Origin of the sequence: Salinicola endophyticus (genome assembly GCF_003206575.1) — a bacterium.
In the GTDB taxonomy this organism is placed as follows: domain Bacteria; phylum Pseudomonadota; class Gammaproteobacteria; order Pseudomonadales; family Halomonadaceae; genus Salinicola; species Salinicola endophyticus.
The window spans coordinates 135522-160673 of record NZ_PZJO01000010.1 but is presented as its reverse complement, the minus strand read 5'-3'; the positions used below and the strand labels follow the sequence as shown (position 1 = coordinate 160673).

22 protein-coding genes are annotated in these 25152 nt (G+C 67.7%); 11 read left to right on the top strand and 11 right to left on the bottom strand.

The window, feature by feature from the left end:
• Positions 1–138 precede the first annotated feature (138 nt).
• The 5 genes from DOM66_RS17815 to DOM66_RS17795 are packed head-to-tail and all read right to left on the bottom strand — an operon-like array spanning position 139 to position 5040.
• Positions 139–1062, bottom strand: coding sequence for a PHP domain-containing protein (locus tag DOM66_RS17815; protein ID WP_110691061.1), 924 nt, complete (start codon positions 1060–1062; stop codon positions 139–141).
• Positions 1063–1113: 51 nt separating this feature from the next.
• Entirely contained in the window at positions 1114–2181 is a 1068-nt protein-coding gene (locus DOM66_RS17810; RefSeq protein ID WP_110691060.1) for an ABC transporter ATP-binding protein, read from the bottom strand.
• Positions 2178–3011, bottom strand: a complete 834-nt coding sequence (locus DOM66_RS17805) for an ABC transporter permease (protein WP_198651829.1) — start codon at positions 3009–3011, stop codon at positions 2178–2180. The genes DOM66_RS17810 and DOM66_RS17805 overlap by 4 nt, the downstream gene beginning before the upstream one ends.
• 20 nt (positions 3012–3031) lie before the next feature.
• Positions 3032–3925 carry an ABC transporter permease gene (locus tag DOM66_RS17800; RefSeq protein WP_223162060.1) on the bottom strand — a complete coding sequence of 298 codons (894 nt, stop codon included), beginning with the start codon at positions 3923–3925 and terminating at the stop codon, positions 3032–3034.
• Positions 3925–5040 (bottom strand): ABC transporter substrate-binding protein, encoded by a 1116-nt coding sequence (locus tag DOM66_RS17795; RefSeq protein ID WP_110677143.1) that lies wholly within the window; start codon positions 5038–5040, stop codon positions 3925–3927. Before DOM66_RS17795 ends, DOM66_RS17800 begins: the two co-directional genes overlap by 1 nt.
• 244 nt (positions 5041–5284) lie before the next feature.
• On the opposite strand from DOM66_RS17795, the gene DOM66_RS17790 reads away from it, so the two are divergent.
• The gene (locus DOM66_RS17790) at positions 5285–6067 is read left to right on the top strand and encodes an IclR family transcriptional regulator domain-containing protein (RefSeq protein ID WP_110677142.1); all 783 of its coding nucleotides are present in this window, start codon (positions 5285–5287) and stop codon (positions 6065–6067) included.
• A gap of 98 nt (positions 6068–6165) precedes the next feature.
• Positions 6166–7116 carry an AEC family transporter gene (locus DOM66_RS17785; protein ID WP_110691059.1) on the top strand — a complete coding sequence of 317 codons (951 nt, stop codon included), beginning with the start codon at positions 6166–6168 and terminating at the stop codon, positions 7114–7116.
• A 36-nt stretch (positions 7117–7152) separates the two neighbouring features.
• On the opposite strand, the gene DOM66_RS17780 is transcribed toward DOM66_RS17785, so the two are convergent.
• Positions 7153–7962: a sugar phosphate isomerase/epimerase family protein gene (locus DOM66_RS17780; RefSeq protein WP_157959095.1), complete on the bottom strand. Its 810-nt coding sequence runs from the start codon at positions 7960–7962 to the stop codon at positions 7153–7155.
• Between the two features lie 183 nt (positions 7963–8145).
• On the opposite strand from DOM66_RS17780, the gene DOM66_RS17775 reads away from it, so the two are divergent.
• The 4 genes from DOM66_RS17775 (at position 8146) to DOM66_RS17760 (ending at position 11639) form a co-directional block, all read left to right on the top strand.
• Positions 8146–9528, top strand: coding sequence for an SLC13 family permease (locus DOM66_RS17775; protein ID WP_110691057.1), 1383 nt, complete (start codon positions 8146–8148; stop codon positions 9526–9528).
• A 148-nt stretch (positions 9529–9676) separates the two neighbouring features.
• On the top strand, positions 9677–10696 hold the full coding sequence (msrP, locus tag DOM66_RS17770) for a protein-methionine-sulfoxide reductase catalytic subunit MsrP (protein WP_110691056.1): 1020 nt from the start codon (positions 9677–9679) through the stop codon (positions 10694–10696).
• Positions 10696–11334: a protein-methionine-sulfoxide reductase heme-binding subunit MsrQ gene (gene msrQ / locus DOM66_RS17765; RefSeq protein WP_110677132.1), complete on the top strand. Its 639-nt coding sequence runs from the start codon at positions 10696–10698 to the stop codon at positions 11332–11334. The genes msrP and msrQ overlap by 1 nt, the downstream gene beginning before the upstream one ends.
• 86 nt (positions 11335–11420) lie before the next feature.
• On the top strand, positions 11421–11639 hold the full coding sequence (locus DOM66_RS17760) for a DUF2835 family protein (RefSeq protein ID WP_110677130.1): 219 nt from the start codon (positions 11421–11423) through the stop codon (positions 11637–11639).
• A gap of 114 nt (positions 11640–11753) precedes the next feature.
• On the opposite strand, the gene purL is transcribed toward DOM66_RS17760, so the two are convergent.
• Positions 11754–15695 carry a phosphoribosylformylglycinamidine synthase gene (gene purL, locus DOM66_RS17755; RefSeq protein ID WP_110677128.1) on the bottom strand — a complete coding sequence of 1314 codons (3942 nt, stop codon included), beginning with the start codon at positions 15693–15695 and terminating at the stop codon, positions 11754–11756.
• 266 nt (positions 15696–15961) lie between these two features.
• On the opposite strand from purL, the gene mltF reads away from it, so the two are divergent.
• Positions 15962–17413, top strand: a complete 1452-nt coding sequence (gene mltF / locus DOM66_RS17750; RefSeq protein ID WP_110677126.1) for a membrane-bound lytic murein transglycosylase MltF — start codon at positions 15962–15964, stop codon at positions 17411–17413.
• A 59-nt stretch (positions 17414–17472) separates the two neighbouring features.
• Complete coding sequence (locus DOM66_RS17745; RefSeq protein ID WP_110691055.1) at positions 17473–19431, top strand: diguanylate cyclase domain-containing protein; 1959 nt, start codon at positions 17473–17475, stop codon at positions 19429–19431.
• On the opposite strand, the gene tadA is transcribed toward DOM66_RS17745, so the two are convergent.
• A complete protein-coding gene (gene tadA, locus DOM66_RS17740) occupies positions 19426–19893 on the bottom strand; it encodes a tRNA adenosine(34) deaminase TadA (RefSeq protein WP_110677122.1) in 468 nt (155 codons plus the stop codon). The two genes, DOM66_RS17745 and tadA, sit on opposite strands and share 6 nt — an antisense overlap.
• 106 nt (positions 19894–19999) lie before the next feature.
• On the opposite strand from tadA, the gene DOM66_RS17735 reads away from it, so the two are divergent.
• The gene (locus DOM66_RS17735; RefSeq protein ID WP_110691054.1) at positions 20000–20815 is read left to right on the top strand and encodes an acyl-CoA thioesterase; all 816 of its coding nucleotides are present in this window, start codon (positions 20000–20002) and stop codon (positions 20813–20815) included.
• A gap of 150 nt (positions 20816–20965) precedes the next feature.
• Here DOM66_RS17735 and DOM66_RS17730 read toward each other — a convergent pair whose 3' ends face one another.
• A complete protein-coding gene (locus DOM66_RS17730) occupies positions 20966–22039 on the bottom strand; it encodes an NAD(P)-dependent alcohol dehydrogenase (RefSeq protein WP_110677118.1) in 1074 nt (357 codons plus the stop codon).
• 250 nt (positions 22040–22289) lie between these two features.
• Here DOM66_RS17730 and DOM66_RS17725 point away from each other — a divergent pair, with 250 nt between their 5' ends.
• Positions 22290–23216 carry an AraC family transcriptional regulator gene (locus DOM66_RS17725; protein WP_232825274.1) on the top strand — a complete coding sequence of 309 codons (927 nt, stop codon included), beginning with the start codon at positions 22290–22292 and terminating at the stop codon, positions 23214–23216.
• A 54-nt stretch (positions 23217–23270) separates the two neighbouring features.
• On the opposite strand, the gene DOM66_RS17720 is transcribed toward DOM66_RS17725, so the two are convergent.
• A complete protein-coding gene (locus DOM66_RS17720; protein WP_110691053.1) occupies positions 23271–24005 on the bottom strand; it encodes a TSUP family transporter in 735 nt (244 codons plus the stop codon).
• Positions 24006–24100: 95 nt separating this feature from the next.
• Here DOM66_RS17720 and DOM66_RS19765 point away from each other — a divergent pair, with 95 nt between their 5' ends.
• Complete coding sequence (locus DOM66_RS19765; RefSeq protein WP_188115215.1) at positions 24101–24574, top strand: hypothetical protein; 474 nt, start codon at positions 24101–24103, stop codon at positions 24572–24574.
• Positions 24575–24631: 57 nt separating this feature from the next.
• On the opposite strand, the gene DOM66_RS17710 is transcribed toward DOM66_RS19765, so the two are convergent.
• Positions 24632–25138, bottom strand: a complete 507-nt coding sequence (locus tag DOM66_RS17710) for a GNAT family N-acetyltransferase (protein WP_110691052.1) — start codon at positions 25136–25138, stop codon at positions 24632–24634.
• Positions 25139–25152: the final 14 nt, after the last annotated feature.

The following is a 25152-nucleotide window of genomic DNA, read 5'->3' as shown; positions in this document are numbered from 1 at the left end:
CTGCCTGGGCAGCATGGCACGGGACTAATGCTAAAGTATGACTCGAGACACTACCTGCGGCTCGACAACCCTCCGCGCGGGCCTCTGCCGCGCGGGAGAATGCTGCCGGTGCACGCATCACGTCGGCGACCGCGGCGCTCACTCACGCCAGATGGGATTGCTCCAGGCGCGACGCCCGGCGGCGTCGATCAGCGTCACGCGGATCCAGTCTCGCCGGGCAAAGCGCGCCAGCGGTAGGCGGGTCCGGGTCATCGAGTGGCCGTGAATCGCGCTGGCCGCCGTGCCCGAAGCCTGGACGATGACCGTGCACACCGCCGAGGAAGCGATCTCGACCGCCTCGTCCTCGACGACGATGTCCTCGAAGCGTGGGCCCTGAGTCGCGTAGAAGTCACCGCGCTTGAGCGCTTCCAGCAGCCGTTCCGGGGTATTCGCCTCGGCCTTCACCTCCACCCAGCCACCGAAGTGATCCGGCTCGGTGAAGTGTGCATCGTCGGTGGCGATCAGACTGAGCCGCCGCCCTTCGGTCAACAGCAGGTCGGCGATCGCCATGCCGTCGCCGCGATCGCACCCCATGGCACAGCCATGGTTGTAGATCTCCACCGCATGCGCCGCCTCGATGGTGCGCGCATCGTCCAGCGTCAGCCCCGACCACTGGGGATGCGCGATGGCCACGAAGGCACCGGCCTGACATGCCCTGGCGGCGAGTTCGGGGCCACTCTCCTGGCCGTCGACCGGCTGAAAGCTCGGCGTGTGGGAGGGCGCGAAATCCAGCGGCAGCCCCACCGCCAGCAGATGCCAGAGTTCGCCATTGCCCATCGCCCCGCTGTGCAGCTCGGCACCCAGCAGCGTGGTGAAGCCCTCGTCACGCATGGCGCGCGTATCCGTGACGGGATAGTCGTACATGCCGATGAAGTGATCGGTCAGGGCGATGAAATCGTACCCCTCGGCGCGATAGCGTCGGCAGACCTCGGCGGCGTCCAGGGCACCATCGGAGAACGTCGAGTGGGTATGCAGGTTGCCGCGATAGAAGCGGCCGGGGCGGGAGAAGGCAGTCGGTCTCATGGGAACTCTCTCTTTTGTCATCGACGCATGGGCACGCAAGGACGCATGGCGTCAGTCATCGAGCAGCAGGACGTCGCCGGCGGAAAAATGCACCGCGATGCGTTCTCCCGGGCGCGGCTCGAGCGTCCCGGCCTGATTGAAGATGTCGCAGGCGATCCGCTGGCCCGCCACCTCGGCCTGGACGCGGATCACCGAGCCCAGAAAGCGACAGTCGAGCACCTCGCCATCGAGGGTGACGTCGTCGGCACCGTGGGGCTGGATGCCCAGCGTTTCCGGACGCAGGGCCAGGGTGATGGTGTCACCCGCCGCGACCGCCGCACGCTGCGCCAGGGCCGGCACGCAGAAGCGCTGACCGGCCATCTCGACGAGCGCCTCGCTCGGGGCCACCACGCGCGCCTCGAAGGTGTTGAGGGTGCCGACGAAATTGGCCACGAAGCGTGTCGCCGGGCGGTTGTAGATCTGCGCCGGCGAGCCGATCTGGTCGGCGCGCCCTTGATGCATCACCACCACGCGGTCGGAGATCGACAGCGCCTCCTCCTGGTCGTGGGTGACGAAGACCGTGGTGATGCCCAGCTCACGCTGGATGCGGCGAATGTCGTCGCGCAGCGCCACGCGGATACGGGCATCCAGCGCCGACAGCGGCTCGTCCAGCAGCAGCACCCGGGGGCGCGGTGCGAGCGCGCGGGCCAGGGCGACACGCTGCTGCTGGCCGCCCGACATCTGATACGCATAGCGCCCCGCCAGCGGTTCGAGATCGATCAGCGCCAGCATCTCGCGCACCCGGACATCGATCTCGCGCTTCGCCATGCCGGCGATCTTCAGCCCGAAGGCGACGTTGTCGTAGACGCTCATGTTGGGAAACAGCGCATAGCTCTGGAAGACCATGCCGATATGCCGGCGATTGGCCGGCAGCCGGGTCACCTCCTCGTCACCGATACGGATCACACCGGCGGAGGGCGTCTCGAAACCGGCGATCATGCGCAGGACCGTGGTCTTGCCGCAGCCGGAGGGGCCGAGGAAGGCGATGAACTCCCCCTGCTCCACCTCGAGATCGAACCCGGCGACGGCGGTATGCTCGCCAAAGCGCTTGCCCAGGGCCTGCAATTGCAAAAAACTCATGAGACTTCCCGTTCCTTCTTGGTCGCGCGCCCTGCCCACAGCCGCGGCAGCACACGCTGCCCCGGCTTGCGCAGCGCAAAGAACTGCATCAGTGCCATGCACACCCAGGTGATGACGAAGGCCAGGATCGCCAGCGCCGCCGGCTGGTAGGCGTAGTCCTGCCCCATCTGCACCAGATAGGGGCCGAAGGCGGGGCGACTCAACAGACTCGCCATGACGAACTCGCCCAGCGAGATCGACAGCGTCAGGAAAGCGCCGGCCACGATCGCCGAACGCACGTTGGGAAAGATCACGCTGACGACGATACGCCAGCGCGAGGCGCCGAGACTCTCCGCCGCCTCGGTCAGGGTGACGATATCGATGGCCGCCATCCCGGTATCGACGGCACGGAACATATAGGGCAGCGCGAGCACCACATAGCCGATCACCAGCAGCAGATCGAGGCGCCCATCGCTGGTGGTCAGCGGCAGCAGCGAGCCATCGCCGTAAAGACGCATATAGCCGAACACCACCACGATCGGCGGAATGATCAGCGGCAGCAGGCTGGCGAACTCGACCACACCACGCGCCCGGGGCAGTTTCAGCCGCACCCAGTAGACCGTTGGCACCACCAGCAGCGTCCCCGCCAGAATGGCCAGCAGCGAAGCCACCGCCGAATAGGAGAGGCTATCGAGGAAGCGATCGCTGCCGAACAGCCAGTGATAGGCGGCGAAGCTGAGCTCGCCGCGCTGCATGCCCAGCGAGAACTGGAAGGTGGCATACAGCGGCAGCAGGAAGTAGCCCGCCGCCAGCAGCACGATGCTCCACGACAGCAGCGGCCAGCGTGTCACGGGCGCCCCCTTGCCGAGCCTCATCGCTGCCACCGCTCGGCGCGGGCGCGCAGCACGAAGTAGAGCAGATTGGTCACCACCATGATCGCCACCATCCCCAGTGCCAGTGCGAAACCGAGATTGGGGTTGTAGAGCACGTTGCCGCGGATCTGCTGGAACAGCAGGATCGGCACCACCGGGAAGTTGGCACCGGTCAACGCCACCACCGTCGCCAGGGTCCCGAAGGCGTTGGCGAACAGCAGCATGAAACAGCTCAGCACCGACGGCGTCAGCACCGGCAGCGCGACCCGGCGCCAATACTGGGCGCGGCTGGCGCCGAGACTCTCGGCCGCTTCCTGCCACTCGCGCTTGAGCCCCTGCATCGCCGGAGTGATGATCAGCAGCATCAATGGCAGCTGAAAATAGAGATAGGTCAGCGCCAGCCCCCAGAAGGAGAACAGGCTGAAGCCGCTGGCGTAGAGGTTGATCCCGAACAGATCGCGCAGCAGTACGGTGACCAGTCCCAGCCGACCGAGTGTGGCAATGAACGCGAATGCCAGCGGCACGCCGGCGAAGTTGGAGGCCACGCCGGAGAAGGTGGTGAAGGCGTGCCGCAGCCAGGAGGGCAGGCCGCCATGCACCAGCGCATAGCAGACCAGCAGCCCTCCGAGCGCACCCAGCCCGGCGGAGACCAGGCTGAGGCGAATCGACAGCGAGTAGGCGCTGGCGATCGTCGGCGACGCCAGCGCGCGCAAGTTATCGAAGGTGAACTGCCCCTGCGGGGTCTGAAAAGCCCCCTGCACCAGATAGAGCACCGGCAGCACCAGAAACAGCAGCACGAACAGCGCGAACGGCAGCAGGCCCAGCCAGCGCCACAGCGGCGAACCCATCAGGTTCGCCCCCTCTGCCCGCACCCGGAGAAGGCGGTGCGCCATTACTGGACTCCCATCTCCCGCGCCCAGTTATCGGCCACGGCCGTCTTGGCTTCGGACTGCGCCTTCAGGGTGGGGAAGATCGCCTTGCGATAGTTCTCCGCCGGCGGCAGGCGATCGAGCAGCGCCTGCGGCACGACATCGCGCTCGACCATATCGTTGAAGCGAATCGGGTGGCAGTACCCCTTGAGCCAGCCGAGCTGACCCTCATCGGAGTAGAGATACTCCATCCACAGCTTGGCCGCGTTGGGGTGCGGCGCATAGGCGGAGATGCCCTGTACGTAGACCCCCGCCACCACCGCATCGCTGGGCACGACGACATCGATCGGCGGGTTGCCGTCGAGCTTGTCGCGCATCGCCAGCAGGTTGTAATCCCAATCGAAGTAGATCGGCGTGGTGCCCTGGGCGATGTTCTGCGCCGTGCCATTGACCGGCACCAGAATGCCCTTGTCCTTGAGCTGCTTGAAATAGGCGATACCGGCATTGAGCGCATCGGCGCCCGCCTTGCCACCGTTGGCGATCCCGGCGGCGTAGACGGTCATCATGACGCTGTTGCCGGTGCGCGGATCGCCGGCCAGGGCCACGCCGTTGGTGTACTCGCTGGCGTTCAGATCGGCGAAGCTCTGCGGCGACTCGGGGTAGATGTCACGATTCACACCCATGGCGAGCACGCCGTAGTAGTCACCGTACCAGTAGCCCTCGGCATCCTTGGCGTCATCGGGGATCGAGTCCCAGGTCGAGACCTTGTAGGGCTGCAGCAGGCCATCCTGCTTGGCCACCGGCCCGAAAGAGAGGCCCACGTCGATCACGTCCGGCGCCTGGGGGCCGGTATTGCCCTTGTTGGCCTTGATCGCCTGCAACTCGTCGCCCGATCCGGCGTTGGGGTTGAGCTCATTGACCTTGATGCCGTACTTCTTCTCGAAGCCGGCAATGACCTCGCCATAGCCGCACCAGCTATGCGGCAGGGCGATGGTGGTCAGCATGCCCTCCTGCTTGGCAGCGTCGATCAGCTGCTGCGAGGGTGCCGCCTGGGCGGCACTGGAGACCATGGCAGTCAACAGCAGTGACCCTGCCAGGCAGGAAAGCGGGTTGGGACGGCGGCGAGGCAAGGCATTCATCGGCAGGCTCCAGGCGGGTCGGGGAAGTCGCGGCAGCCGATCAGGCATGCTTTGACAGGCCAAGAATCCTGCTCCGTCACCATGACAGCACCGTGACCGGCACATGACGGCAGCATGACCAGCATACGGCGCAGGCCAATAGCCTCCCTGGGCTCCGGCGCGATCTGAACGGATGTTCGCCAAGCGAACCTTGCGTAAGATGGGGGTACCGACACCGCCTCGCGAATGGAAGGAAGAGATCAGCATGGATGCCGACGAGACGCTCACCCCCGAGGATCGCGACTTCGTGACCGCCCTGGCCAGCGGGCTCGAGGTGATTCTGGCCTTCGACCAGCGCACACCGCGCATGACGCTGAGCGAGGTCGCCACCAAGACCGGCATGAACCGCGCCCGCGCGCGGCGCTTTCTGCTCACGCTGCATGCGCTGGGTTACGTGCGCAAGCAGCAGCGCACCTTCGAGCTGGCGCCCAAGGCGCTGCAGCTGGGCTACGCCTTTCTCTCCTCCAACGGCTATCGCACGGTGATCCAGCAGCATCTGGAGGCGATCACCGAGGCCACCGGCGAGTCGTCGTCGATGGGCGTGCTAGACGGCGACGACGTGACCTACGTGGCGCGCTCGGCGGCGCCACACCGGCTGATGTCGATCTCACTGGCGATCGGCACGCGGCTGCCGGCGGCCTACACCTCGATGGGCCGGGTGCTGCTGGCCCAGCTGCCGGCGGCGGAGCACGACGCCTTCCTGGCACGGGTCAACCTCCAGCGCCATACCGAGCACAGCCTGACCGACAAGGCCGCGCTGCGCGACTGCCTGGCCCGGGTCCGCGAGCAGGGCTACTGCGTGGTCGACCAGGAGCTGGACTCCGGCCTGCGCTCACTGGCGATCCCCGCCTTCGGCGCCCACGGCGAGCTGATCGGCGCACTCAACGTCAGCACCAATGCGGCACGCGTCGAGCTCGCCACCCTCACCGAGACCTTCCTGCCGCTGCTGCGCGAGAAGGCGGCGCAGATCGCGACCCAGGTCAACTGACCCCGGCACCGATCGCACTTGCCCCGAACGTCGCCGAGGATCATGCTATTCGACCTAAGTCTAAAGCCTGATCCTCTCCACCTCTTCGAGTCCCCGCCTTGAGTCACATCTTCGGCGCCATCGTGCCCATCTTCATTCTGCTCGCGATCGGCTATCTGGCCGTGCTCAAGCGGGTCGTGGACAAGGCACACATCCAGGGCATGGGCCGCTACGTGATCAATATCGCGCTGCCCGCGCTGGTGATCCAGGCACTGCTGCAACGCCCGCTGGGCGAGGTCTTCAACGTCCCCTACCTGCTCGTCTACGGGCTCGGCTCGGGGCTCGCCTTCGCCCTCACCTTCGCCCTGGTGACACTGCGCGGCAACGCGCCGCTGGCGCGCCGGGCGATGTACGCACTTGGCACCTCGGCCTCCAACAGCGGTTTCATCGGCTACCCGGTGGCGGTGCTGGTGGTCGGTCCCAGCGCGGGCATCGCCCTGGCGCTGAACATGCTGATCGAGAACCTGCTGGTGATCCCCACCGCGCTGGTGCTGGCGGAGCTGGCAAGCCAGGCCCGGGGCAGCCTGTGGGCGACCATCCGCCCAGTGGCGCTGCGCATCCTGCGCCATCCGCTGATCCTCGCCATCGCCGCCGGCAGCCTGCTCGCGGGGCTCGATCTGCACCCGCCGGCGCCGCTGGCGCGGGTGCTGGAGATGCTCGCGGCGTCATCATCGCCGGTGGCGCTGTTCGTGATCGGCGGCACCCTGTGCGGACTGCGCGTGCGCGGCATGGTCAAGCGGGTGACCCGCATCGCCCTGGCCAAGCTGACCCTGCATCCGCTGTGCGTGGCGCTGATGGTGATGCTGATACCGGGCCTCGACCCGGTGCTGGCCACCGCCGCGATCGTCTTCGCCTGCGCACCGATGCTGTCGATGTACCCGCTGCTGGGGCAACGTTACGGTTTCGCCGAGATGGGCACCGCGGCGATGGTGATGGCCACGCTGCTCTCAGCCCTGACGCTGGCGGTGGGGATCTGGCTGTCGAACCAGTGGCTGCTCGGCACCGGCTGACAAGTACGGCGCTCCACGGTTTGAGACGTGCCGCCCTCAGCCGGCTGCCTGCAACGCCCGTTCGAGCCGCTCCCAGCCGGCCAGCGCGGTCATTCCGGTGGGCATCACGCCGAGCACATCGCTGAACACCTCCAGCGAGATCGGCCCGGCATAGCCGGTGCGCGCCAGCGCCGCGATGAAACGCTCGACCTCGAGCTCTCCCTCCCCCGGGAAGGCGCGCCGATGGCGGCTGACGGTCTGCAGATCTTCACGCAGCGGTGCCGGCGCGTCGGCCAGCTGCACCAGCCCGATCCGCGCCGCCGGCAGCGCAGCCAGGGTCTCCAGCTCCAGCCCCAGGGCCAGCACGTGGTAGCTGTCGAGCACCAGCGACAGCGCCGGATGGTCTGCCAGCGTCACCACCTCCCACGCCTGGCGGTAATCGTTGACATGCCGGCCCCAGCACAGCGCTTCATAGGCGATGGTCATGCCGCGCGTGGCAGCCCGTTCGGCCAGCTCGCCCAGGCTGTCGGCCGCTGCCGTCAGCTCGGGGCGCGCCTCGGCCAGGGTGGTACTGGTCGCCAGCAGCTGGGTGCCGCCCAGGTCGGCGAGGGTGTCGAAGTGGCGTGCGGCGCGGTCGAGCATGCGCCGGTGGGCCTCTCCGGTGAGCCCTTCGGCGTCGCGGAACGGCTGCAGGGCGACCACCGCGAGCCCGAGATCGCGGCAGTGTTCGCCGATGCGCCGCGCGCTGTGCGTATCGCGCTGCAGATCGTCGACAAAGATCTCGACGCCGCCGAAACCGGCCCGGGCGATCGCCTCCAGCCGGCTCATCAGCTCGCCGCTCAGGCACAGCGTGGCCATGGCGCGCATGTCTCCTCCTCCCATGACGGGCATTTCCGATATCGCGGATGGCGCCCCGCAGCGGAACCGCCGGCGCCCAGGCTATCAGCGTAGCCGCTAGCGCGGCCGAGGGCGCAAAGGTGGGCGCGGTCCGGCCCCAGCGGGCTGATATACTGCCCGTCGCCTCGTGTCCGTACAGCCCAGGAGCCCTGCATGTCCTCAGCCCATCCGCCGCTGGCGTGGCGTCACACCGTCGCCGCGCTCGCCGTGCTCACGGTCTTTGCCCTCCTGCTGGGCGCGGGGCTGGCGCCGCTGACCCGGGCGGCCATGGTGGTGGGCTTGGGGATCGGCCTGTGGGCCACCGGCTGGCTGCCGCAGTGGCTCACCGCCCTGGTGTTCTTCACCCTGTGCATGGCCGCCAAGGTGGCCCCCGCGGCGGTGACCTTCTCGGGTTTCGAGTCGGCGGCGACCTGGCTGGTGTTCTCGGGCATGGTGATCGGCGCGGCGATCAATCACACCGGGCTGGGCGAGCGTGCGGCGGTGCGGATCGGCCCCTATCTGGCCTCGGGCTATCCGCAGGCGGTGTTCGGGATCGGTCTCGCCGCACTGCTGGCGTCGTTCGTGATGCCCTCCTCCATGGGTCGCATCCTGCTGCTGACGCCGATCATGCTGACGCTGGTCGAGCGCCTGGGCTACGCCCCCGGCGACCCGGCACGCAGCGGCTTTCTGCTCAGCGGTATCATGTCGAGCTTCCTCCCCGCCTTCGCCATCCTCCCGGCCAACGTACCCAACAACGTGCTGATGGGCACCAGCGAGGCGGTACTCGGCTTCTCGCCCAGCTACGGCCACTACTTCCTGCTCCACTTCCCGGTGCTGGGCCTGCTCAAGTGGCTGCTGATGCTGGGCCTGATCCTGCGCCTGTTCCCTGCTGCGCCGGGGCCGCATCAGACGTCGGCGGTGGCACCGACGCTGCCCGAGGGGCGTCCCAACCTGATCATGGTGGCGCTGCTGGCATTCGCCGTGGTGATGTGGATGACCGATGCCTGGCACGGCATCTCGCCGGCCTGGATCGGCATGCTGGTGGCCTTGGTGTGCCTCTACCCCGGCAGTGGCCTGCTGCCGCCCAAGCCGCTGGCGCAGATGAACCTGGAGCCGTTTCTGTATGTCGCCGGGATCGTCAGCCTCGGCGCCCTGGCCCATGCCAGCGGCGTCGGCGCAGCACTCGCCGGACATCTGCTGGGGGTGCTGCCGCTGGCCCCCGGCGCGGATGCCGGCAACTTCGGCTGGCTCGCCGGCCTCGCCACCCTGCTGGGGATGCTGGCGACGCTGCCGGGCATCCCTGCGGTGATGACCCCGCTGACACCGCAGCTGGCCGAGGTCACCAGCTGGTCGCCACAGGCGGCGGTGATGATCCAGGTGCTCGGCTTCTCGACCATCGTGCTGCCCTATCAATCGCCACCGCTGATCGTCGGCCTGCTCGCCGCCCGGGTGGATCTGCGCCACGCCATCCGGGTCACCCTGCCGCTGGCACTGATCACCATCGTGCTGCTGTGGCCGCTGGACTATCTTTGGTGGCGCTGGCTGGGCGCGTTCTGAGCCCTGGTAGACAGCGGCTGCATCCAGGCGTCGACAGCCTGCGTATGCGCTTGTGAGGCTCGGCGAACGGCGTCGGCCAGTGCACCCCAGGGGCACGGAGACAGGGCCCGCCAGCGCGAGCCATGCGCCAGAACAGGGAGTACCCGCGATGTTGATCAAGATCCCCCAACCCGGCGACCTGCGCGAGTCGGACGTCACCCCCGAGTCGGTCTACCTGTCACGGCGGCGGTTCCTCGGCGGCCTGGCCGGCGTCGGCGCGGGCCTGGCGCTCTCCGGACGCGCGCAGGCGGCCGCCGCGGACTACACCGACGTACCCGCCGGCCATCCGCCCGCGTGGCTCGCCGGGGAGATCGAGCGTGCCCAGTGGGATGCGGTGGTACCGCAGGACCCCGAACTGGACAAGTTGACCCCCTATCAGGACGCCTCGACCTACAACAACTTCTACGAGTTCGGCACCGGCAAGGGCGATCCGTCGAAGCGCGCCGACTCGCTCACCACCCAGCCATGGAGCGTGGTGATCGATGGCGAGGTCGACAACGGCGGGCGCGTGGCGCTGGAGGATCTGATCACCCCGTCACGGCTCGAAGAGCGCATCTATCGCCTGCGCTGCGTCGAGGCGTGGTCGATGGTGATCCCGTGGCTGGGGATTCCGCTGGGCGACGTGATCGCACGTGCCAAGCCCACCTCCAAGGCCAAGTACGTGCGTTTCGAGACCCTGGTGCGGCCCCAGGAGATGCCGGGGCAGGACTCCGCCTTCGCGCTGATCGACTGGCCCTACACCGAAGGGCTGCGCCTGGACGAGGCGATGCACCCGCTGACGATTCTCGGCGTGGGCATGTACGGCCGCGAGCTGCCCAACCAGAACGGCGCCCCGCTGCGCCTGGTGGTGCCCTGGAAGTACGGTTTCAAGAGCATCAAGTCGATCGTGCGAATCTCGCTGGTGAGCGAGCAGCCGGTCAACTCGTGGCAGGCGATCGCCCCCGACGAATATGGCTTCTATGCCAACGTCAATCCCCAGGTCGACCATCCGCGCTGGAGCCAGGCCACCGAGCGGCGCCTGCCCAATAGCCTGTTCAACCCGCATATCATCGATACCCGGATGTTCAACGGCTACGCCGACCAGGTGGCGAGCCTGTATACCGGCATGGACCTGAGGAAGCAGTTCTGATGGCCACCCCGCGCTCTACGCTGACGCTGTGGCGCGTCGCGGTCTTCTGCATCGCCCTGGCCCCCCTGCTCTACTGGAGCTATCAGGTCGCGCTCAACGCCGCCGGCCCCGAGCCCGGGCGCTACCTGCTGCTCAATATCGGCCAGGGCACGCTGTGGATGCTGTTCGCCACCCTGAGCCTGACCCCGCTCGGCAAGCTCACCCGCTGGAAAGGCTTCGCCCTGATCCGGCGCCAGATGGGGCTGTGGACTCTGGCCTACGCGGTGGCCCACCTGCTCTGCTATGCGCTGTTCATACTCGGCCTCGACCTGAGCCGGCTGGGCAGCGAGATCGTCCGCCGCCCCTATATCATCGTCGGCATGCTGGCGCTGCTTGGCCTGGTGGCGATGGGAGTGACCTCCAACCGCGCCTCGATGCGCCGACTGGGCAAGCGCTGGAAGACGCTGCACAAGCTGGTCTACCTGGTCCTGGCGCTGGGCCTGCTGCACTTTTTCTGGGTGGTGCGCGCCGATCTCGGCGAGTGGAGCCTGTACGCCGCGATCGGCGCCGGTCTGATGCTGTTGCGGCTGCCGCCGGTGGCACGCCAGCTGCCCAGGCTGCGCCAGCAGGTCAAGCGCGAGCGGCGCCAGCCTGGCTGAGCCCCCGACCGCCGGCACGGCATTGCCCGGCGGCCGCGCTTGAGGCACGCTGCGGCCTGGCCGCTCGTCAGATCCCCGGACACCCCATGCCCAGCGTCGATATCACGCTCGATCTCAGCCTCGACCAGTGCCGAAGCTACTACGCCGGCGCGGTGGAGAGCATTCAGACCTACACCCTCGATGGGCGGCGGGTGCGCTTTCCCGCCCGCGCCCTGCACCGCCTGGTGAGCCATGACGGCGTACACGGCCGCTTTCGGCTGTATTTCGATGGGGGTGGGCGTTTCACCGCCATCGTGCCGCTCTAATCGTGCCGCTCTAGCACTGGCGGGCGTCGGTCTCCGAATGAAGAGCACAAAAAAGCCGGCTTGCCCTGGGGCAAGCCGGCTGGTTCGCGTTCGACCGCTACGCTGGTGCGTGGTCTAGCCCACCCATACCCGCGCGTTACGGAACAGCCGCATCCAGGCCCCGTCCCGGGTCCACTCGGCCGGCCGCCAGGAGTTGGTGACCGCGCGGGCGACCCGCTCCGGATGGGGCATCATGATGGTGACGCGTCCATCCGGCGTGGTCAGCCCGGTCACCCCGGAGGGCGAGCCGTTGGGGTTGGCCGGGTAACGCGTGGTCACCTGGCCGTCGTTGTCGACATAGCGCAGCGCGATCTGGCCGCTGCCCTGCATTCCGCGCAAATGGCTGCTGTCGGCGAACAGCGCACGCCCTTCGCCATGGGCCACCGCCACCGGCAGGGTCGAACCGGCCATGCCGGCGAACAGGATCGAGGGGGTCTGTTCGACCTTGACCATCGATACCCGCGCTTCGAACTGCTCGGAGTGGTTGCGCACGAAACGCGGCCAGCGCTCGGCCCCGGGGATCAGCTCCTTGAGCTGCGAGAACATCTGGCAGCCGTTGCACACGCCCAGCCCGAAGGTGTCCTCGCGGGCGAAGAAGGCAGCGAACTGGTCGCGGGCCCGCGGATTGTAGAGCGCCGACTTGGCCCAGCCGCCGCCGGCGCCGAGCACGTCGCCGTAGGAGAAACCGCCGCAGCCGACCAGCCCCTTCATCTCGTCCAGGGTGATGCGCCCGGCGAGGATGTCGCTCATGTGCACGTCGACCGCCTCGAAACCGGCACGATCGAAGGCCGCCGCCATCTCGACATGGCCGTTGACCCCCTGCTCGCGCAGGATGGCGACCCGCGGCCGCACGCCCTGGTTGATGAAGGGCGCGGCGACATCGTCGTCGACGTCGAAGGTGGGGCTGGCGGAAAGCCCCGGATCGCGCAGGTTGAGCAGGCCATCGAACTCGCTCTTGGCGCTCTCCGGATTGTCGCGCAGCGCCTGCAGGCGGTAGCTGGTCTCCGACCAGGTGCGCTGGGCCATGGCTCGGGTGGTCTCGAGCAGCGGCTCCTCGAACAGCGTGACGCGCACCTGATCATCGTAGCGCGGGCGCGCGATCACGCCACAGGTGTCGATCCCGGCGGCGGCGAACTGTGCCAGCACGAACTCGGTCTCGTGGCGATTGACCTGGATCACCGCGCCCAGCTCCTCGGCGAACAGCGCATCCACCGCGCCCACCGCATCGTCGGTCAGCCAGTCGAGCTTGATCTCCAGTCCGCCGTGACCGGCGAAGGCCATCTCCAGCAGGGTCACGATCAGCCCGCCGTCGCTGCGGTCATGGTAGGCCAGCAGCTTGCCGTCGGCGTTTAGACCCTGGATGACGTTGAAGAACGCCACCAGATCCTCGGCTTCGTCGAGATCCGGGCAGACATTGCCGACCTGGCCGTAGACCTGGGCCAGCGCCGAGCCGCCGAGGCGGTTCTGGCCGCGCCCCAGATCGATCAGGATCAGGTCGCTCTCGTCCTGGTCGAGACGCAACTGCGGGGTCAGCGTCGCGAGCGCATCGGTGACCGGGGCGAAGCCGGTGATATCCAGCGTCAGCGGCGCGGTGACGCTCTTCTCTTCATCGTCGGATTGCCAGGCGGTGCGCATCGACATCGAGTCCTTGCCCACCGGCACGGCGATGCCGAGCTGAGGGCACAGCTCCATGCCCACGGCGTGCACGGCATCGTAAAGCGCCTGGTTCTCGCCGGCATGGTCGGCCGCGCTCATCCAGTTGGCGGAGAGCTTGACGTCGGAGAGCGCGGCGATCGGTGCCGCCGCCAGGTTGGTGATGGTCTCGGCCACCGCCAGGCGGGCGCTCGCCGCCGGGTCGATCAGCGCCACCGGCGGGCGTTCACCGGTGGCCATCGCCTCACCGGCATGGGTGTCGAAGCTGGCGGTGGTGACCGCGCAGTCGGCCACCGGCACCTGCCACGGCCCGACCATCTGGTCGCGCGCCACCAGGCCGGTGATCGAGCGGTCGCCGATGGTGATCAGAAAGCTCTTCGACGCCACCGTGGGCAGCCGCAGCACCCGGTCCAGCGCCTCGCGCAGGTCGAGATTGTCGAGTCCGAGGCCGGGCAGGTTGAGGGTGTGACGCTCGAAGCTGCGCTGCATCTTGGGCGGCTTGCCGAACAGCACGCTCATCGGCAGATCCACCGGATCGGCCTCGAACTGGTCGTCGCGCACGCTCAGATGGTGCGCCTCGGTGGCCTCGCCGACCACCGCGTAGGGGCAGCGCTCGCGCTGGCAGATGGCATCGAAGCGCTCGAGCTGGTCCGGCGATACCGCCAGCACGTAGCGCTCCTGGGCTTCGTTGCACCAGATCTCCAGCGGGCTCATGCCGGGCTCGGCATTGGGCACCGCGCGCAGATCGAACAGGCCGCCGCGGCCACCATCCTTGACCAGCTCCGGCAGCGCATTGGAGAGCCCGCCGGCGCCGACGTCGTGGATGAAGGCGATGGGATTGGCCTCGTTCAGCGCCCAGCAGCGGTCGATCACCTCCTGGGCGCGGCGCTCGATCTCGGGGTTGCCGCGCTGCACCGAGGCGAAGTCGAGATCCTCGCTGGAGGCACCCGACGCCATCGACGACGCGGCACCGCCGCCGAGGCCGATCAGCATCGCCGGGCCGCCCATCACGATCAGCTTGGCACCGACAGGGATCTCGCCCTTGAGCACATGGGCGTCGCGCACGCTGCCGTAGCCGCCGGCCAGCATCACCGGCTTGTGGTAGCCGCGGCGCTCGATGCCCGCCGCCCCCACGGCGTCGAGCTCGAAGGTGCGGAAGAAGCCGTTGAGGTTGGGGCGGCCGAACTCGTTGTTGAACGCCGCACCGCCGATCGGCCCCTCGAGCATGATGTCTAGGGCCGACTGGATACGCTCGGGCTTGCCGTAGTCGAAGGCTTCCCACGGCTGCACGAACTCGGGGATGCGCAGGTTGGAGACGGTGAAGCCGGTCAACCCCGCCTTGGGCTTGCCACCACGGCCGGTGGCGCCCTCGTCACGGATCTCGCCGCCGGCTCCGGTGGCCGCCCCCGGGTGCGGGGCGATCGCGGTGGGGTGATTGTGGGTCTCCACCTTCATCAGAATGTGGATCGGCTCCTGGGTCGCGGCGTAGACCTGGGTCTCGGGCGCGGGGAAGAAGCGGCCGGCGCGGCTGCCCTCGATGATCGCGGCGTTGTCGCTGTAGGCCGAGAGCACCTTGTCGCTCGACTGCTCGAAGGTGTTCTTGATCATCTTGAACAGCGAGTGGCTCTGCGCCTCGCCGTCGATCACCCAGTCGGCGTTGAAGATCTTGTGGCGGCAGTGCTCGGAGTTGGCCTGGGCGAACATCATCAGCTCGACGTCGGTCGGGTTGCGCCCGAGCTCGCCGAACGCCGCGACCAGATAGTCGATCTCGTCGTCGGCCAGGGCCAGCCCCAGCTCGCCGTTGGCAGCGGCCAGCGCCGGGCGCCCGCCGCCGAGCACGTCGACCGTGGCCAGCGGCACCGGCGCCTGCTGCGAGAACAGCTTGGCGGCATCGCTGGCATCCTGCAGCACGCTCTCGGTCATGCGGTCGTGAAGACAGGCGATCAGCGCGGCGAAGGCCTCGGCCTGGGGCGCCTGCCGGAAGGTCACGCGGTAGTCGATACCTCGTTCGAGCCGGGCGACCTGAGTCAGACCGCAGTTGCGGGCGATATCGGTGGCCTTGGACGACCACGGCGAGATGGTGCCGATCCGCGGCACCACCAGGAAACGGTGGCCGTGCGCCGCGGCGTCGTTGCCTGCCGTTCCACGCGCCTGCGTGTCGTGGCCAGCCGGCGTGTCGTGACCGTAGTCGAGCAGCCGCTCGAGGGTCTCGCGGGCCGCGGCGTCGAGATCGTCACGATGGTCGACGAAATGGACGTAGTGGGCTTCGAGGGTCTCGACTTCGGGCACTGCGTCGCGCAGGTCGGCGAGCAGCTTGGCGTGACGGAATGCAGATAGCGCGGGAGCGCCTTGCAATTCGAGCATGGCGAGGAAAGCCTCCAGGACGGTCAGGGATCGCGTGGCTGTCTGAGCGCGGATCGATCGGGCGAATCGGGGCAGCACGGCCGAATCAGGGCGCCATGATACTGGAAAGCGGCGCCGCTCGCTAAGCCCGCACCGCGGGCAGCGCCGAAACCGCGCCTACCACCAATCGCACCTTAATTAGCGCCCGCCGGCGCGCCCGCGGAGGAGATGACATCGGCGCCGCGGCCGGCTATGGTGTGGCGTCACGCCGTGACCGATCCCATCGCATGCTCCATCTTTCAAAGCGCCTGCGTGCTGCGTTGACGGTACTGCTGGCCCTGGCCACCCTGCTATGCCCCGCCGAGCTGCTGCCGCGCCTGGGCGACGGACTCGATTCGATCCGTCAGCGCGACTTCCTGCAGGTCGCTACCCGCAATGGCCCGATCACCTTCTATCAGGGTGGCCATGGGCCGACCGGCTTCGAGTACGAGCTGGTGCGGCGCTTCGCGCATTCGCTGGGGGTCAGCCTGGCGGTCAAGAACGACAGCCGCATCATGGATGTGCTCGACGACGTCCGCCGGGGCACGGCCGACCTCGGCGCGGCCGCGCTCACCCTGGATCAGAGCCGCAGCGGGCTGCGCTACAGCCAGCCGATCCTGACCCTGCAGCCGCTGGTGGTCTATCGCCGCGGGCTGCCGCCGGTGCGTACCCTCGATGACCTGCTCAATCTGCGGATCGGTGTGATCGCCGGCTCCGGCAGCGCCGCCGCGCTGCGTGCCCAGCAGCAGAATCTGCCCGGCCTGGGCTGGCGCGAAGCCGACGATCTGGCCATCGCCGATCTGCTGGAGATGGTCGAGCGCGACGATCTCGATGCCGCGGTGATCTATACCCACCAGTTCAAGCTCAACCGGCTGTTCTTCCCCAACGTCGAGCGCGGCTTCGCCCTGGGCAAGCCGCTGACGCTGGTCTGGGCGTTCTCCGCCAGCCAGCCGCTGGCGCTGCAGCAAGCAGCCAACCGCTTCATCGCGGAGCAACGCTCGAGCGGCGATCTCGACGAGCTGATCGGGCGCTACTTCGGCCACGACGACTATCTCGAGTACGTCGGCGCGCGCCTGTTCATTCGCCATGTGCGCAACCGCCTGCCGCGCTTCGTGCCCTACTTCAAGGAAGCCGCCCGGGATACCGGCTTCGACTGGCGTCTGCTCGCCGCACTGGGTTATCAGGAGTCGCACTGGCGGCCGGATGCCACTTCGCCCACCGGCGTGCGCGGCCTGATGATGCTGACCCGACCCACCGCCGACGAGATCGGCATCGACAATCGCCTCGACCCACGCCAGAGCGTCGACGGCGGCGCGCGCTATCTGCTTCACGTGCGCGATCGGCTGGACGCCTCGATCCCCGAACCCGACCGCACCTGGATGGCGCTGGCGGCCTACAATGTGGGGCTTGGCCACCTCTTCGACGCCCGCACCATCGCCGCCCAGCGCGGCGGCGACCCCGACCGCTGGATCGACGTGCGCGAGGCGCTGCCGCTGCTGCAGCAGCGCGAGTGGTATTCGCAAGCCAACCATGGGTATGCTCGGGGCGGGGAGCCGGTGATCTACGTGCGTAACGTGCGCCGCTATTACGAGATATTGAAGTACGTCAATCGCAGCCAGCAGCAGTTCGATCAGTTGGGCCAGCGCACCTTGGACAGCGACACCATGACGCCGCTGGAAATCGTCACGCCCCTGATGTAAGCCGTGGCCGGTGCAGCCACGCACTCTGTGGCTGCACCTCTAGGAGCCCTCTATCACCTATGCGCTTGGTGTCCAGTCTCACACTCTACCTGAGCCTGCCGCTCATCGTCTGGACACTCTGGTCCGGGGAGGACCCCGCTCAGCGCTGGGTGCTGGCGCCACTGCTGGGACTGCTGGCGCTGGGCCAGTGGCTCTCCTGGCAGCGCTGGATCGCGCTCAGCCGCTGGCTGCTGATCCCCACCGCGCTGGTGACCCTCGGTATCCTCGCCAGCGTCATGATCAGCGAAAGCTGGATCGCCACCGCCACCTGGCAGGGCTGGCTCGACCGTCTACCGGGTGACTGGACCCTCTACCAGGTAAGGCCCTCGCCGCTGACGCTGGCCGCACTGTTCACGCTGATGCTCAACCTGCTGCTGCTCAGTCGGCTAGGCCTGGGGTCGCCGGTGCTGCTGCTGCTCGTCGCCGGCTGCACGGCGCTGGTGAGTGCGCGTTCGCTGCTGCCCGCACCGCCCCATGCGAGCGCGCTTATCGGCGCACCACCGGCGCTGCTGGCGGCACTCTGGCTGCTCTGGGGCAGCCAGCTGGCGCGCCTGGTGGCGCCACTGATGCGCTACTGGCAACGGATCCTGCCGCCGCTGGCGATCGCCGGTACGATCATGCTGGTCGTGCTGTTCGGCTGGCAGCAACAGCGCCAGAACGACAATGACCGGCTGTTCGCCCAGATCGCCAACGACGGTGACCGTATCGCCACCCTGCTCGCCACGGAGACCGAGGCCCACCTCAAGGCGATGCGCCGCTTCGCCAGTTTCTGGGACATGCTCGGGCAGATTCCCACCCGCTCCGAGTGGGAGCGTCAGGCCAAGCGCTACTACGAGGATTTCGGCTACTTCCGCGATATCGCCTTCATCGATCGCGACGGCAAGGTGCTGCGCGTCTATCCGCTGCGCGGCAATCAGTCCCTGCTCGGCATCAACCTCTATCAGAGCCAGGCTAGGGCCAACGCCGTGCTCGACCGGCCGCTGGTCTACGGCATCGAGGGGCAAACCGGGATCATCGATTTCCTGCAGGGGGGGCGCGGCGTGATCAGCTACCTGCCAGTGCGCGATATCGTCGATGGCGAGCTGCTGGGTGCGGTGGGCATGGTGGTCAGCGTCGACAACCTGCTCAAGTCGCTGCTGCGCCAGACCCATAGTCGCGACCGCGCGATCATGATACTCGACCACAAGCAGGTCTATTTCCACGGTGGCCCGCTGGCCAACCTCTCGGACTGGCGCTATCAGCGCCCGGTACGGATCGGCGCCGACACCCTCCTGCTCAGCGTGCAGCCCGATCTCGATCTGCTGCTGCGCCAGCGCGACCGGGTACCGGAGATCACGCTGGTCTTCGGCCTGGTGCTCGCCTATCTGGTCTACATGGTGCTCTACGTCTATCGCCGACTGGCCCAGCAGCACCGCCTGGTCAGCCAGACCAACGATTCGCTGCGCCACGAGATCGCCCAGCGCGAGCGGCTGCAGGGCGAGATCGAGTGGCTGGCACGCCACGACGAGCTGACCCAGCTACCCAACCGCCGCCAGTTGATGAACTGGCTGGACGAGCACCAACAGGCACTGCCGCTGGCGCTGATGATCTGCGACCTGGATCACTTCAAACGTATCAACGACCATTTCGGCCATTTGACCGGCGACCGCTACCTGGCCACCGTCGCGGCGTGCTGCCGCGATAAGATCGAGGAGGCTGGCGGTATCTTCGCGCGCTACGGCGGCGAGGAGTTCGTCGCCTGCGTGCCCCGCTGCAATCGCCAGCAGGCGCGGCATCTGGCCGAGTCGCTGCGCCTCTCGGTGGCCGAGACCGAGCTGGTACAACCCGACGGCCGGCCGTTGACCCTGAGCATCGGCGTCAGCGTGACGGGCGGCGGAACGCTGCAGCGTGAGCCGCTGTTCCAGGCCGCCGACGAGTCGCTCTATCGGGCCAAGCAGAACGGCCGCAATCGGGTCGAGATCGACGGCCTGGCGCTATGAGTCGGCCGCCCGACGGGCCTGGAAGAAGCCCTTGAGCAGGCGCCGCGACGGCGCGGCCAGCACGCCTCCGCGCACCTCGATACGATGGTTGAACCAGGGCTGCGCGAACAGATTGGCGCGGGACTCGGCCATGCCGCCCTTGGGCTCGGCGGCGGCGTAGACCAGACGCGCCAGGCGCGCGTGGATCATCGCCCCGGTGCACATCAGGCAAGGCTCCAGGGTGACGAACAGGGCGCAGCCGTCGAGACGGTAGTTGGCCCGCGTCAGGCTGGCGTCACGCAGCGCCTGGACCTCGGCATGGGCGGTGGGGTCGTGGCTGGCGATGGGCCGATTGTAGCCACGCCCGATCACCTCGCCGGCGGCATCGACCACCACCGCGCCGATCGGCACCTCGCCCGCCGCCAACGCCAGTTGCGCCTGCTCCAGCGCCCGATGCATGTAGAATTCGTCACTCTGGGTCATGCGCTACCCGCTCGTTGGATCGCCCTTGGCGCGCGCCTGGGCAGGCACGCCGACCATCACTACCTTGATCAATACCGCTGTCACCACTGCACGCAAGGATACGCGAATGAGCCAAGCGTTGGATGATCTCGTCACCCTCCTGGGTCTCGAAGCCCTGGAGGAGAATCTGTTCCGCGGCCAGAGCCAGGATCTCGGCCTGCCTCAGCTGTTCGGTGGCCAGGCGCTGGGGCAGTCGGCCGCCGCCGCCACCCGCACCGTGCCCGAGGATCGCTACCTGCACTCGCTGCATGGCTACTTCCTGCGCCGCGGTGATGCCGAGCTGCCGGTGATCTACTCGGTCGACCGCGTGCGTGACGGCGGCAGCTTCACCACCCGCCGCGTCACCGCGATCCAGAAGGGCAAGCCGATCTTCTTCTGCAGTGCTTCCTTCCAGGGGCGCGAGAACGGCATTCACCATCAGACGAGTGCCCCCGAGGTCGAGCATCCCGAGGCGCTGCTGGCCCGCGGTGAGGCGGTGCATCAGCGCTTCCGCAATCACCCGGTGGAGTTCATCACCGTCGAGGAGCGCCACGCCTGCCCGCCGTCGCGGATGATCTGGTTCCGTCTCACCGGTGGGGCGTTGCCCACCGATCCGGCCCTGCACCGTTATCTGCTCGCCTACAGCTCCGATTTCAACCTGCTGCTGACCAGCCTGCTGGCCCACGACGTCACCCTGGGCGACCCGAACCTGCGCATTGCCAGTCTCGATCACGCGCTGTGGATCCACGAGGACCCCAAGCTCGATGACTGGCTGCTCTACGTCATGGATAGTCCCTGGGCGGGCGGCGCGCGCGGCTTCGCCCGCGGCAGCTTCTATGACACCCAGGGTCGCCTGGTCGCCTCCACCGCCCAGGAGGGCATGGTGCGGGTCAGCGAGCACTGAGCCGACGCAAAAAAAGCGCGCGGCCCGGAGGCCGCACGCTTGCATCATTACCCTGGGAGCTTGTCAGGCAGCGCACCGCACGCCGACGGACGTACCTGGATGCCCTGACTGGCCCGGCGAATCGCCGCCGGGCCATCCCTTGGGCTTGCCTCAGGCTGCCTGAGCCTCCTTGAGCGAGGCCATGTCGATGACGAAGCGGTACTTGACGTCACCTTTTTGCATCCGATCCCACGCTTCGTTGATCTGATCGATGTTGATCATCTCGACGTCGCAGGTGATGCCGTGCTCGGCACAGAAATCGAGCACTTCCTGGGTTTCCGGCATGCCGCCGATCAGTGAGCCGGCGAGCACGCGACGACGGAACACCAGGTTGGCACCGGAGATGGCCGGGTCGATCGGCTCCAGCAGTCCCACCAGGATATGCGTGCCGTCCGGCTTGAGCGCCTCCAGGTAGGGATTGATGTCGTGCTGTACCGGCACCGTATCGAGCATGAAGTCGAAGGTCTCGGCGACCGCCTGCATCTCGTCGTCGCTGGTGGAGATGACCACGTGGTCGGCGCCCTGCTGCTTGGCTTCGACCTTCTTCGACTCGGAGCGGGTGAACAGGGTCACTTCCGCGCCCAGCGCCTTGGCCAGCTTGACGCCCATGTGGCCCAGGCCACCCATGCCGATCACGCCGACCTTGTCGCCCGGCTTGACGCCGTAATGCTTGAGCGGCGAATAGGTGGTGATGCCGGCACACAGGATCGGTGCCGCGGACTTCAGGTCGATGCCATCGGGCATGCGCACCACGAAACGCTCGCTGACCACCACCTTGTCCGAGTAGCCGCCCTGGGTCAGGGTGCCGTCGTGCTTGTCGGGGCTGCCGTAGGTCATCACGAAACCTTCGGCGCAGTAGTTCTCCAGACCATCCTGGCACGCCTTGCACTCGCGGCAGGCGTCGACCATGCAACCGACGCCGACCAGATCGCCGACCTGGTACTGACTGACGTCGTCGCCCACCGCGGTGACGCGCCCCACGATCTCGTGACCCGGGACGACCGGATAGGAGGCCATGCCCCAGTCGTCGCGGGCGAAGTGCAGGTCACTGTGGCAGACGCCGCAGTAGAGAATCTCGATCGCAACGTCGTCGGGGCGCGGGGCGCGACGTTCGAAGTTCCACAGCGCCAGCGGCGAGCTGTCGGAGTGGGCGGCATACCCTTTGGCCGGTGTCTTCTCGCTCATGAGGGAAGCTCCTTTTCGGGGTCGCTTGCGACCCGTGAATGACGCGACGAAGTGTGGTGCATCGCGGGCCGCGCCGCCATGCTCGATCCTGCCAAAGGTCTGCCGGATTCTGCTTATGGAAAGCTGATTTCGGCACGTCTTGCGTAAAAAATGTGCACAATACCCCGAAACCTAACTACACTTAGCCTTCCAGGCGGCCGTCATCCCGGTCCGCCGGGCCACAAGATACCGCAGCGCAGGGGACCCGCCGATGCTCGAGATACGCTCACCACTGCTCGACCGCGCGCCGTCGGCGGCGCCGGCCGGCCGCATGCCCAACGACACGGTCTCCGCTCGTCGACTGGCCGAGGCGATCGCCCCGCTGGTCAACGGCGAAGGCTTTCTCGATACCGCCGTGGAGGGAGTGCGCCTGATCGCTTCGCACTGCAGCTATCCACGTACGCCGCTGATCTACGAGCCGGGTATCTTCGTCATCGCCCAGGGCGACAAGATCGGCTACCTGGGCGAGCGGGTGATCCATTACGGGCCGGGCAACTATCTGGTCCAGGCGCTGCCGATGCCCTTCGAGTGCGAGACGCGCACGCCGGAGAACGCACCGATGCTGGGAATCAATATCGCCTTCGATCCCCTCACTCTCAGCGAGCTGGTGCAGCAGTTGCCCGAGTCGGGGCGCGAGCTCGGCGACCCGGCGCCGATGGCGGCGGTGGAGCTGGATACGACCATGGAGGCGTGCGTGCTGCGTCTGATCGACTGCCTCGGCGACGCCACCGAGAGCCGGGTGCTCGGCCCGGGGCGCGTGAGAGAGGTGCTGTTCGCCGCGCTGCGCGGGCCCCAGGGGCCATCGCTGCGCCAGCTGGTGCAGCGCCAGGGCCAGTACGCGCGGATCATCGACGCCCTGAACTATCTGCATCACCACTTCGCCAGCGGGCTGACGGTGGAGACCCTGGCCGCCCAGGCCAACATGAGCGCCTCGCACTTCCACCACCACTTCAAGCGCACCACCCAGCAGTCGCCGCTGCAGTATCTCAAGCGCCTGCGGCTGCTCAAGGCGCGGGCGCTGCTCGGCCAGCAGCGCATGAACGTGGCTCGCGCCGCCAGCGAGGTGGGCTATCGCAGCACCTCCCAGTTCAGCCGCGAATACAAGCGCTACTTCGGCGTCAGCCCCTCCCGGGGGTGAGCCACGGGCCCATGTTCGGGGCGCGGCAGGCAAGGCCGCGCCTGCGGACCGAGGTCAGAGGCCAGCCAGCCCGCGGATCAGGTAGTAGCCGCCCACCACGGTGACGATCCAGCGCGTCCAGGTGCGAAAGCCGCTGTCGCTCAGGCGGGTCAGAATCAGGTTGCCACTGCGCGTGCCGAGCACCGCCAGCGGCAGCCCCAGCAGTACCCAGCCCCACGCTTCTGCGCCCATGGCGGCGGCGGCCTGCCAGTAGAAGACGATCTTCAGCGAGTGCGCGATCACCTGGATCGAGGCCTTGCTCGCGACCACCGTGCGACGGTCGAGATGGGTTCGAATGAAGCCGATGTCGATGGTCGGCCCCGACACGCCCACGGCGATGGTCAGGCCGCCGGAGACCACGCCACAGAGCACCGCATGGCTGGGGCGCGAGACATCCAGATGGAACCAGCGCTTGGGGATCCACACCATCACCGGCATCAACCCGAGCACGATCAGCACCACCGTCTCGCTGGGGTGGTAGCGCACCAGCGCCAGCGCCAGCGCCGCGATCGCCACCCCGACGGCGATGCCACCGACGATGCGCCAGTCGATGAAGTGTCGCGACAGCCACGCCCGCGAGGCGTTGGCGGAGAGCTGGACCACCCCGTGCACGGCGATCGCCGTCGCCGCCGGCAGCCAGGCGAGCAGAAAGCCGAGCAGGACCAGCCCGCCAGCCATGCCGAATATCCCGGAGAGCACCGAGGTGGCGAAGACCACTCCCAGAAACAGCAGTGAAATGGGTAGGGTCATGAAAGGTCTATACTCCCAAAATAGTCCTGCCCCGGCCCGGCCTCGCGCGCCGGCGCGCCCTTGACCCGACAGTTGTTCACTGAAGGATGATCCGCATGCCCTGCCCCACCCGCTCGCAGCAACCGCTTTGCCGATTCTCGCTGGCGTTCCTGGCCGTCGCCGTGACGACCTCGCTGGCCCTGACCGCACTGCCCGCCCGGGCGTCGAGCCCCGCGGCCTGGGAAGACCAGACCCGCGACGTGATCGCCCAGTGCACGGACGCCAGCCAGTTCACGGACGCCGAACCGGCCGGCGCGCCGGTGCTGTTCGACGATGAGGCCGGCACCACCGCCCTGCTGCTCCAGGGGCACTACCCGCAGCAGCACATGAACGGCCGCGCGGAGCAGGAACTCTGCCTCTATCTGCGCGCCAGCCAGGAGGTCTTCATCGCCCCCGCCGACAAGCTCACCGCGGGCGCGGACGCCATGCCGGATACGCCGACGGACACCACTGACGATGCCAGCAGCGACACCAGTGACAACGCTAGCCAGGCCAACACGCCGGCCGGCACGGGTGACGCCGCGCCCTGAAGCGTAGCCAGGTTCTGCACCTAGAGTCCTCGCGCGCAGGCAGGTGCCGTACAACGCCTAGCGCGTGCCCAGCAGGCGCTGGTAGAACGTCAGATCCAGCCAGCGCTCGAACTTGTAGCCGACCTCGCGCACGGTGCCGGCGTGGCTGAAGCCGAGGCGCTCGTGCAGCGCGATGCTGGCGACATTGGTGGCGTCGATGCCGCCAATCATGCTGTGGTAGCCCTGCGCCTCGGCGCGCCTGATCAGCGCCTCCATCAGGCAGCGGGCCACGCCACGCCCGCGATAGTCGCGATCGACGTAGACCGAGTGCTCGATGCAGTAGCGGTAGGCGGCATGGGGCCGAAACGGCCCATAGCTGGCGAAGCCCATCAGCCGGCCGCTAGCCTCGTCGAGCACGCCGAGGATCGGCAAGTCACCTGCGTGTTTGGTGCGGAACCACTGCTCGATGACATCCAGCGTGCGAGGCTGATACTCGTAGAGCGCGGTGGTGTTGAGAATGGCGTCGTTGAAGATCGACATCACGGCGTCGCCATGGGCGTCGAACTGGCACTCGATCGGGGTCATGCGGGGGCTCGTCC

Bases quoted from the DNA above. Each gene is read 5' to 3' on its own strand.
- DOM66_RS17815 (WP_110691061.1), bottom strand. From the start codon at position 1,062: ATGAGACCGACTGCCTTCTCCCGCCCCGGCCGCTTCTATCGCGGCAAC.
- DOM66_RS17810 (WP_110691060.1), bottom strand. From the start codon at position 2,181: ATGAGTTTTTTGCAATTGCAGGCCCTGGGCAAGCGCTTTGGCGAGCAT.
- DOM66_RS17800 (WP_223162060.1), bottom strand. From the start codon at position 3,925: ATGGCGCACCGCCTTCTCCGGGTGCGGGCAGAGGGGGCGAACCTGATG.
- DOM66_RS17795 (WP_110677143.1), bottom strand. From the start codon at position 5,040: ATGAATGCCTTGCCTCGCCGCCGTCCCAACCCGCTTTCCTGCCTGGCA.
- DOM66_RS17790 (WP_110677142.1), top strand. From the start codon at position 5,285: ATGGATGCCGACGAGACGCTCACCCCCGAGGATCGCGACTTCGTGACC.
- DOM66_RS17780 (WP_157959095.1), bottom strand. From the start codon at position 7,962: ATGCGCGCCATGGCCACGCTGTGCCTGAGCGGCGAGCTGATGAGCCGG.
- DOM66_RS17775 (WP_110691057.1), top strand. From the start codon at position 8,146: ATGTCCTCAGCCCATCCGCCGCTGGCGTGGCGTCACACCGTCGCCGCG.
- msrP (WP_110691056.1), top strand. From the start codon at position 9,677: ATGTTGATCAAGATCCCCCAACCCGGCGACCTGCGCGAGTCGGACGTC.
- msrQ (WP_110677132.1), top strand. From the start codon at position 10,696: ATGGCCACCCCGCGCTCTACGCTGACGCTGTGGCGCGTCGCGGTCTTC.
- DOM66_RS17760 (WP_110677130.1), top strand. From the start codon at position 11,421: ATGCCCAGCGTCGATATCACGCTCGATCTCAGCCTCGACCAGTGCCGA.
- purL (WP_110677128.1), bottom strand. From the start codon at position 15,695: ATGCTCGAATTGCAAGGCGCTCCCGCGCTATCTGCATTCCGTCACGCC.
- mltF (WP_110677126.1), top strand. From the start codon at position 15,962: ATGCTCCATCTTTCAAAGCGCCTGCGTGCTGCGTTGACGGTACTGCTG.
- DOM66_RS17745 (WP_110691055.1), top strand. From the start codon at position 17,473: ATGCGCTTGGTGTCCAGTCTCACACTCTACCTGAGCCTGCCGCTCATC.
- tadA (WP_110677122.1), bottom strand. From the start codon at position 19,893: ATGACCCAGAGTGACGAATTCTACATGCATCGGGCGCTGGAGCAGGCG.
- DOM66_RS17735 (WP_110691054.1), top strand. From the start codon at position 20,000: ATGAGCCAAGCGTTGGATGATCTCGTCACCCTCCTGGGTCTCGAAGCC.
- DOM66_RS17730 (WP_110677118.1), bottom strand. From the start codon at position 22,039: ATGAGCGAGAAGACACCGGCCAAAGGGTATGCCGCCCACTCCGACAGC.
- DOM66_RS17725 (WP_232825274.1), top strand. From the start codon at position 22,290: ATGCTCGAGATACGCTCACCACTGCTCGACCGCGCGCCGTCGGCGGCG.
- DOM66_RS17720 (WP_110691053.1), bottom strand. From the start codon at position 24,005: ATGACCCTACCCATTTCACTGCTGTTTCTGGGAGTGGTCTTCGCCACC.
- DOM66_RS19765 (WP_188115215.1), top strand. From the start codon at position 24,101: ATGCCCTGCCCCACCCGCTCGCAGCAACCGCTTTGCCGATTCTCGCTG.
- DOM66_RS17710 (WP_110691052.1), bottom strand. From the start codon at position 25,138: ATGACCCCGATCGAGTGCCAGTTCGACGCCCATGGCGACGCCGTGATG.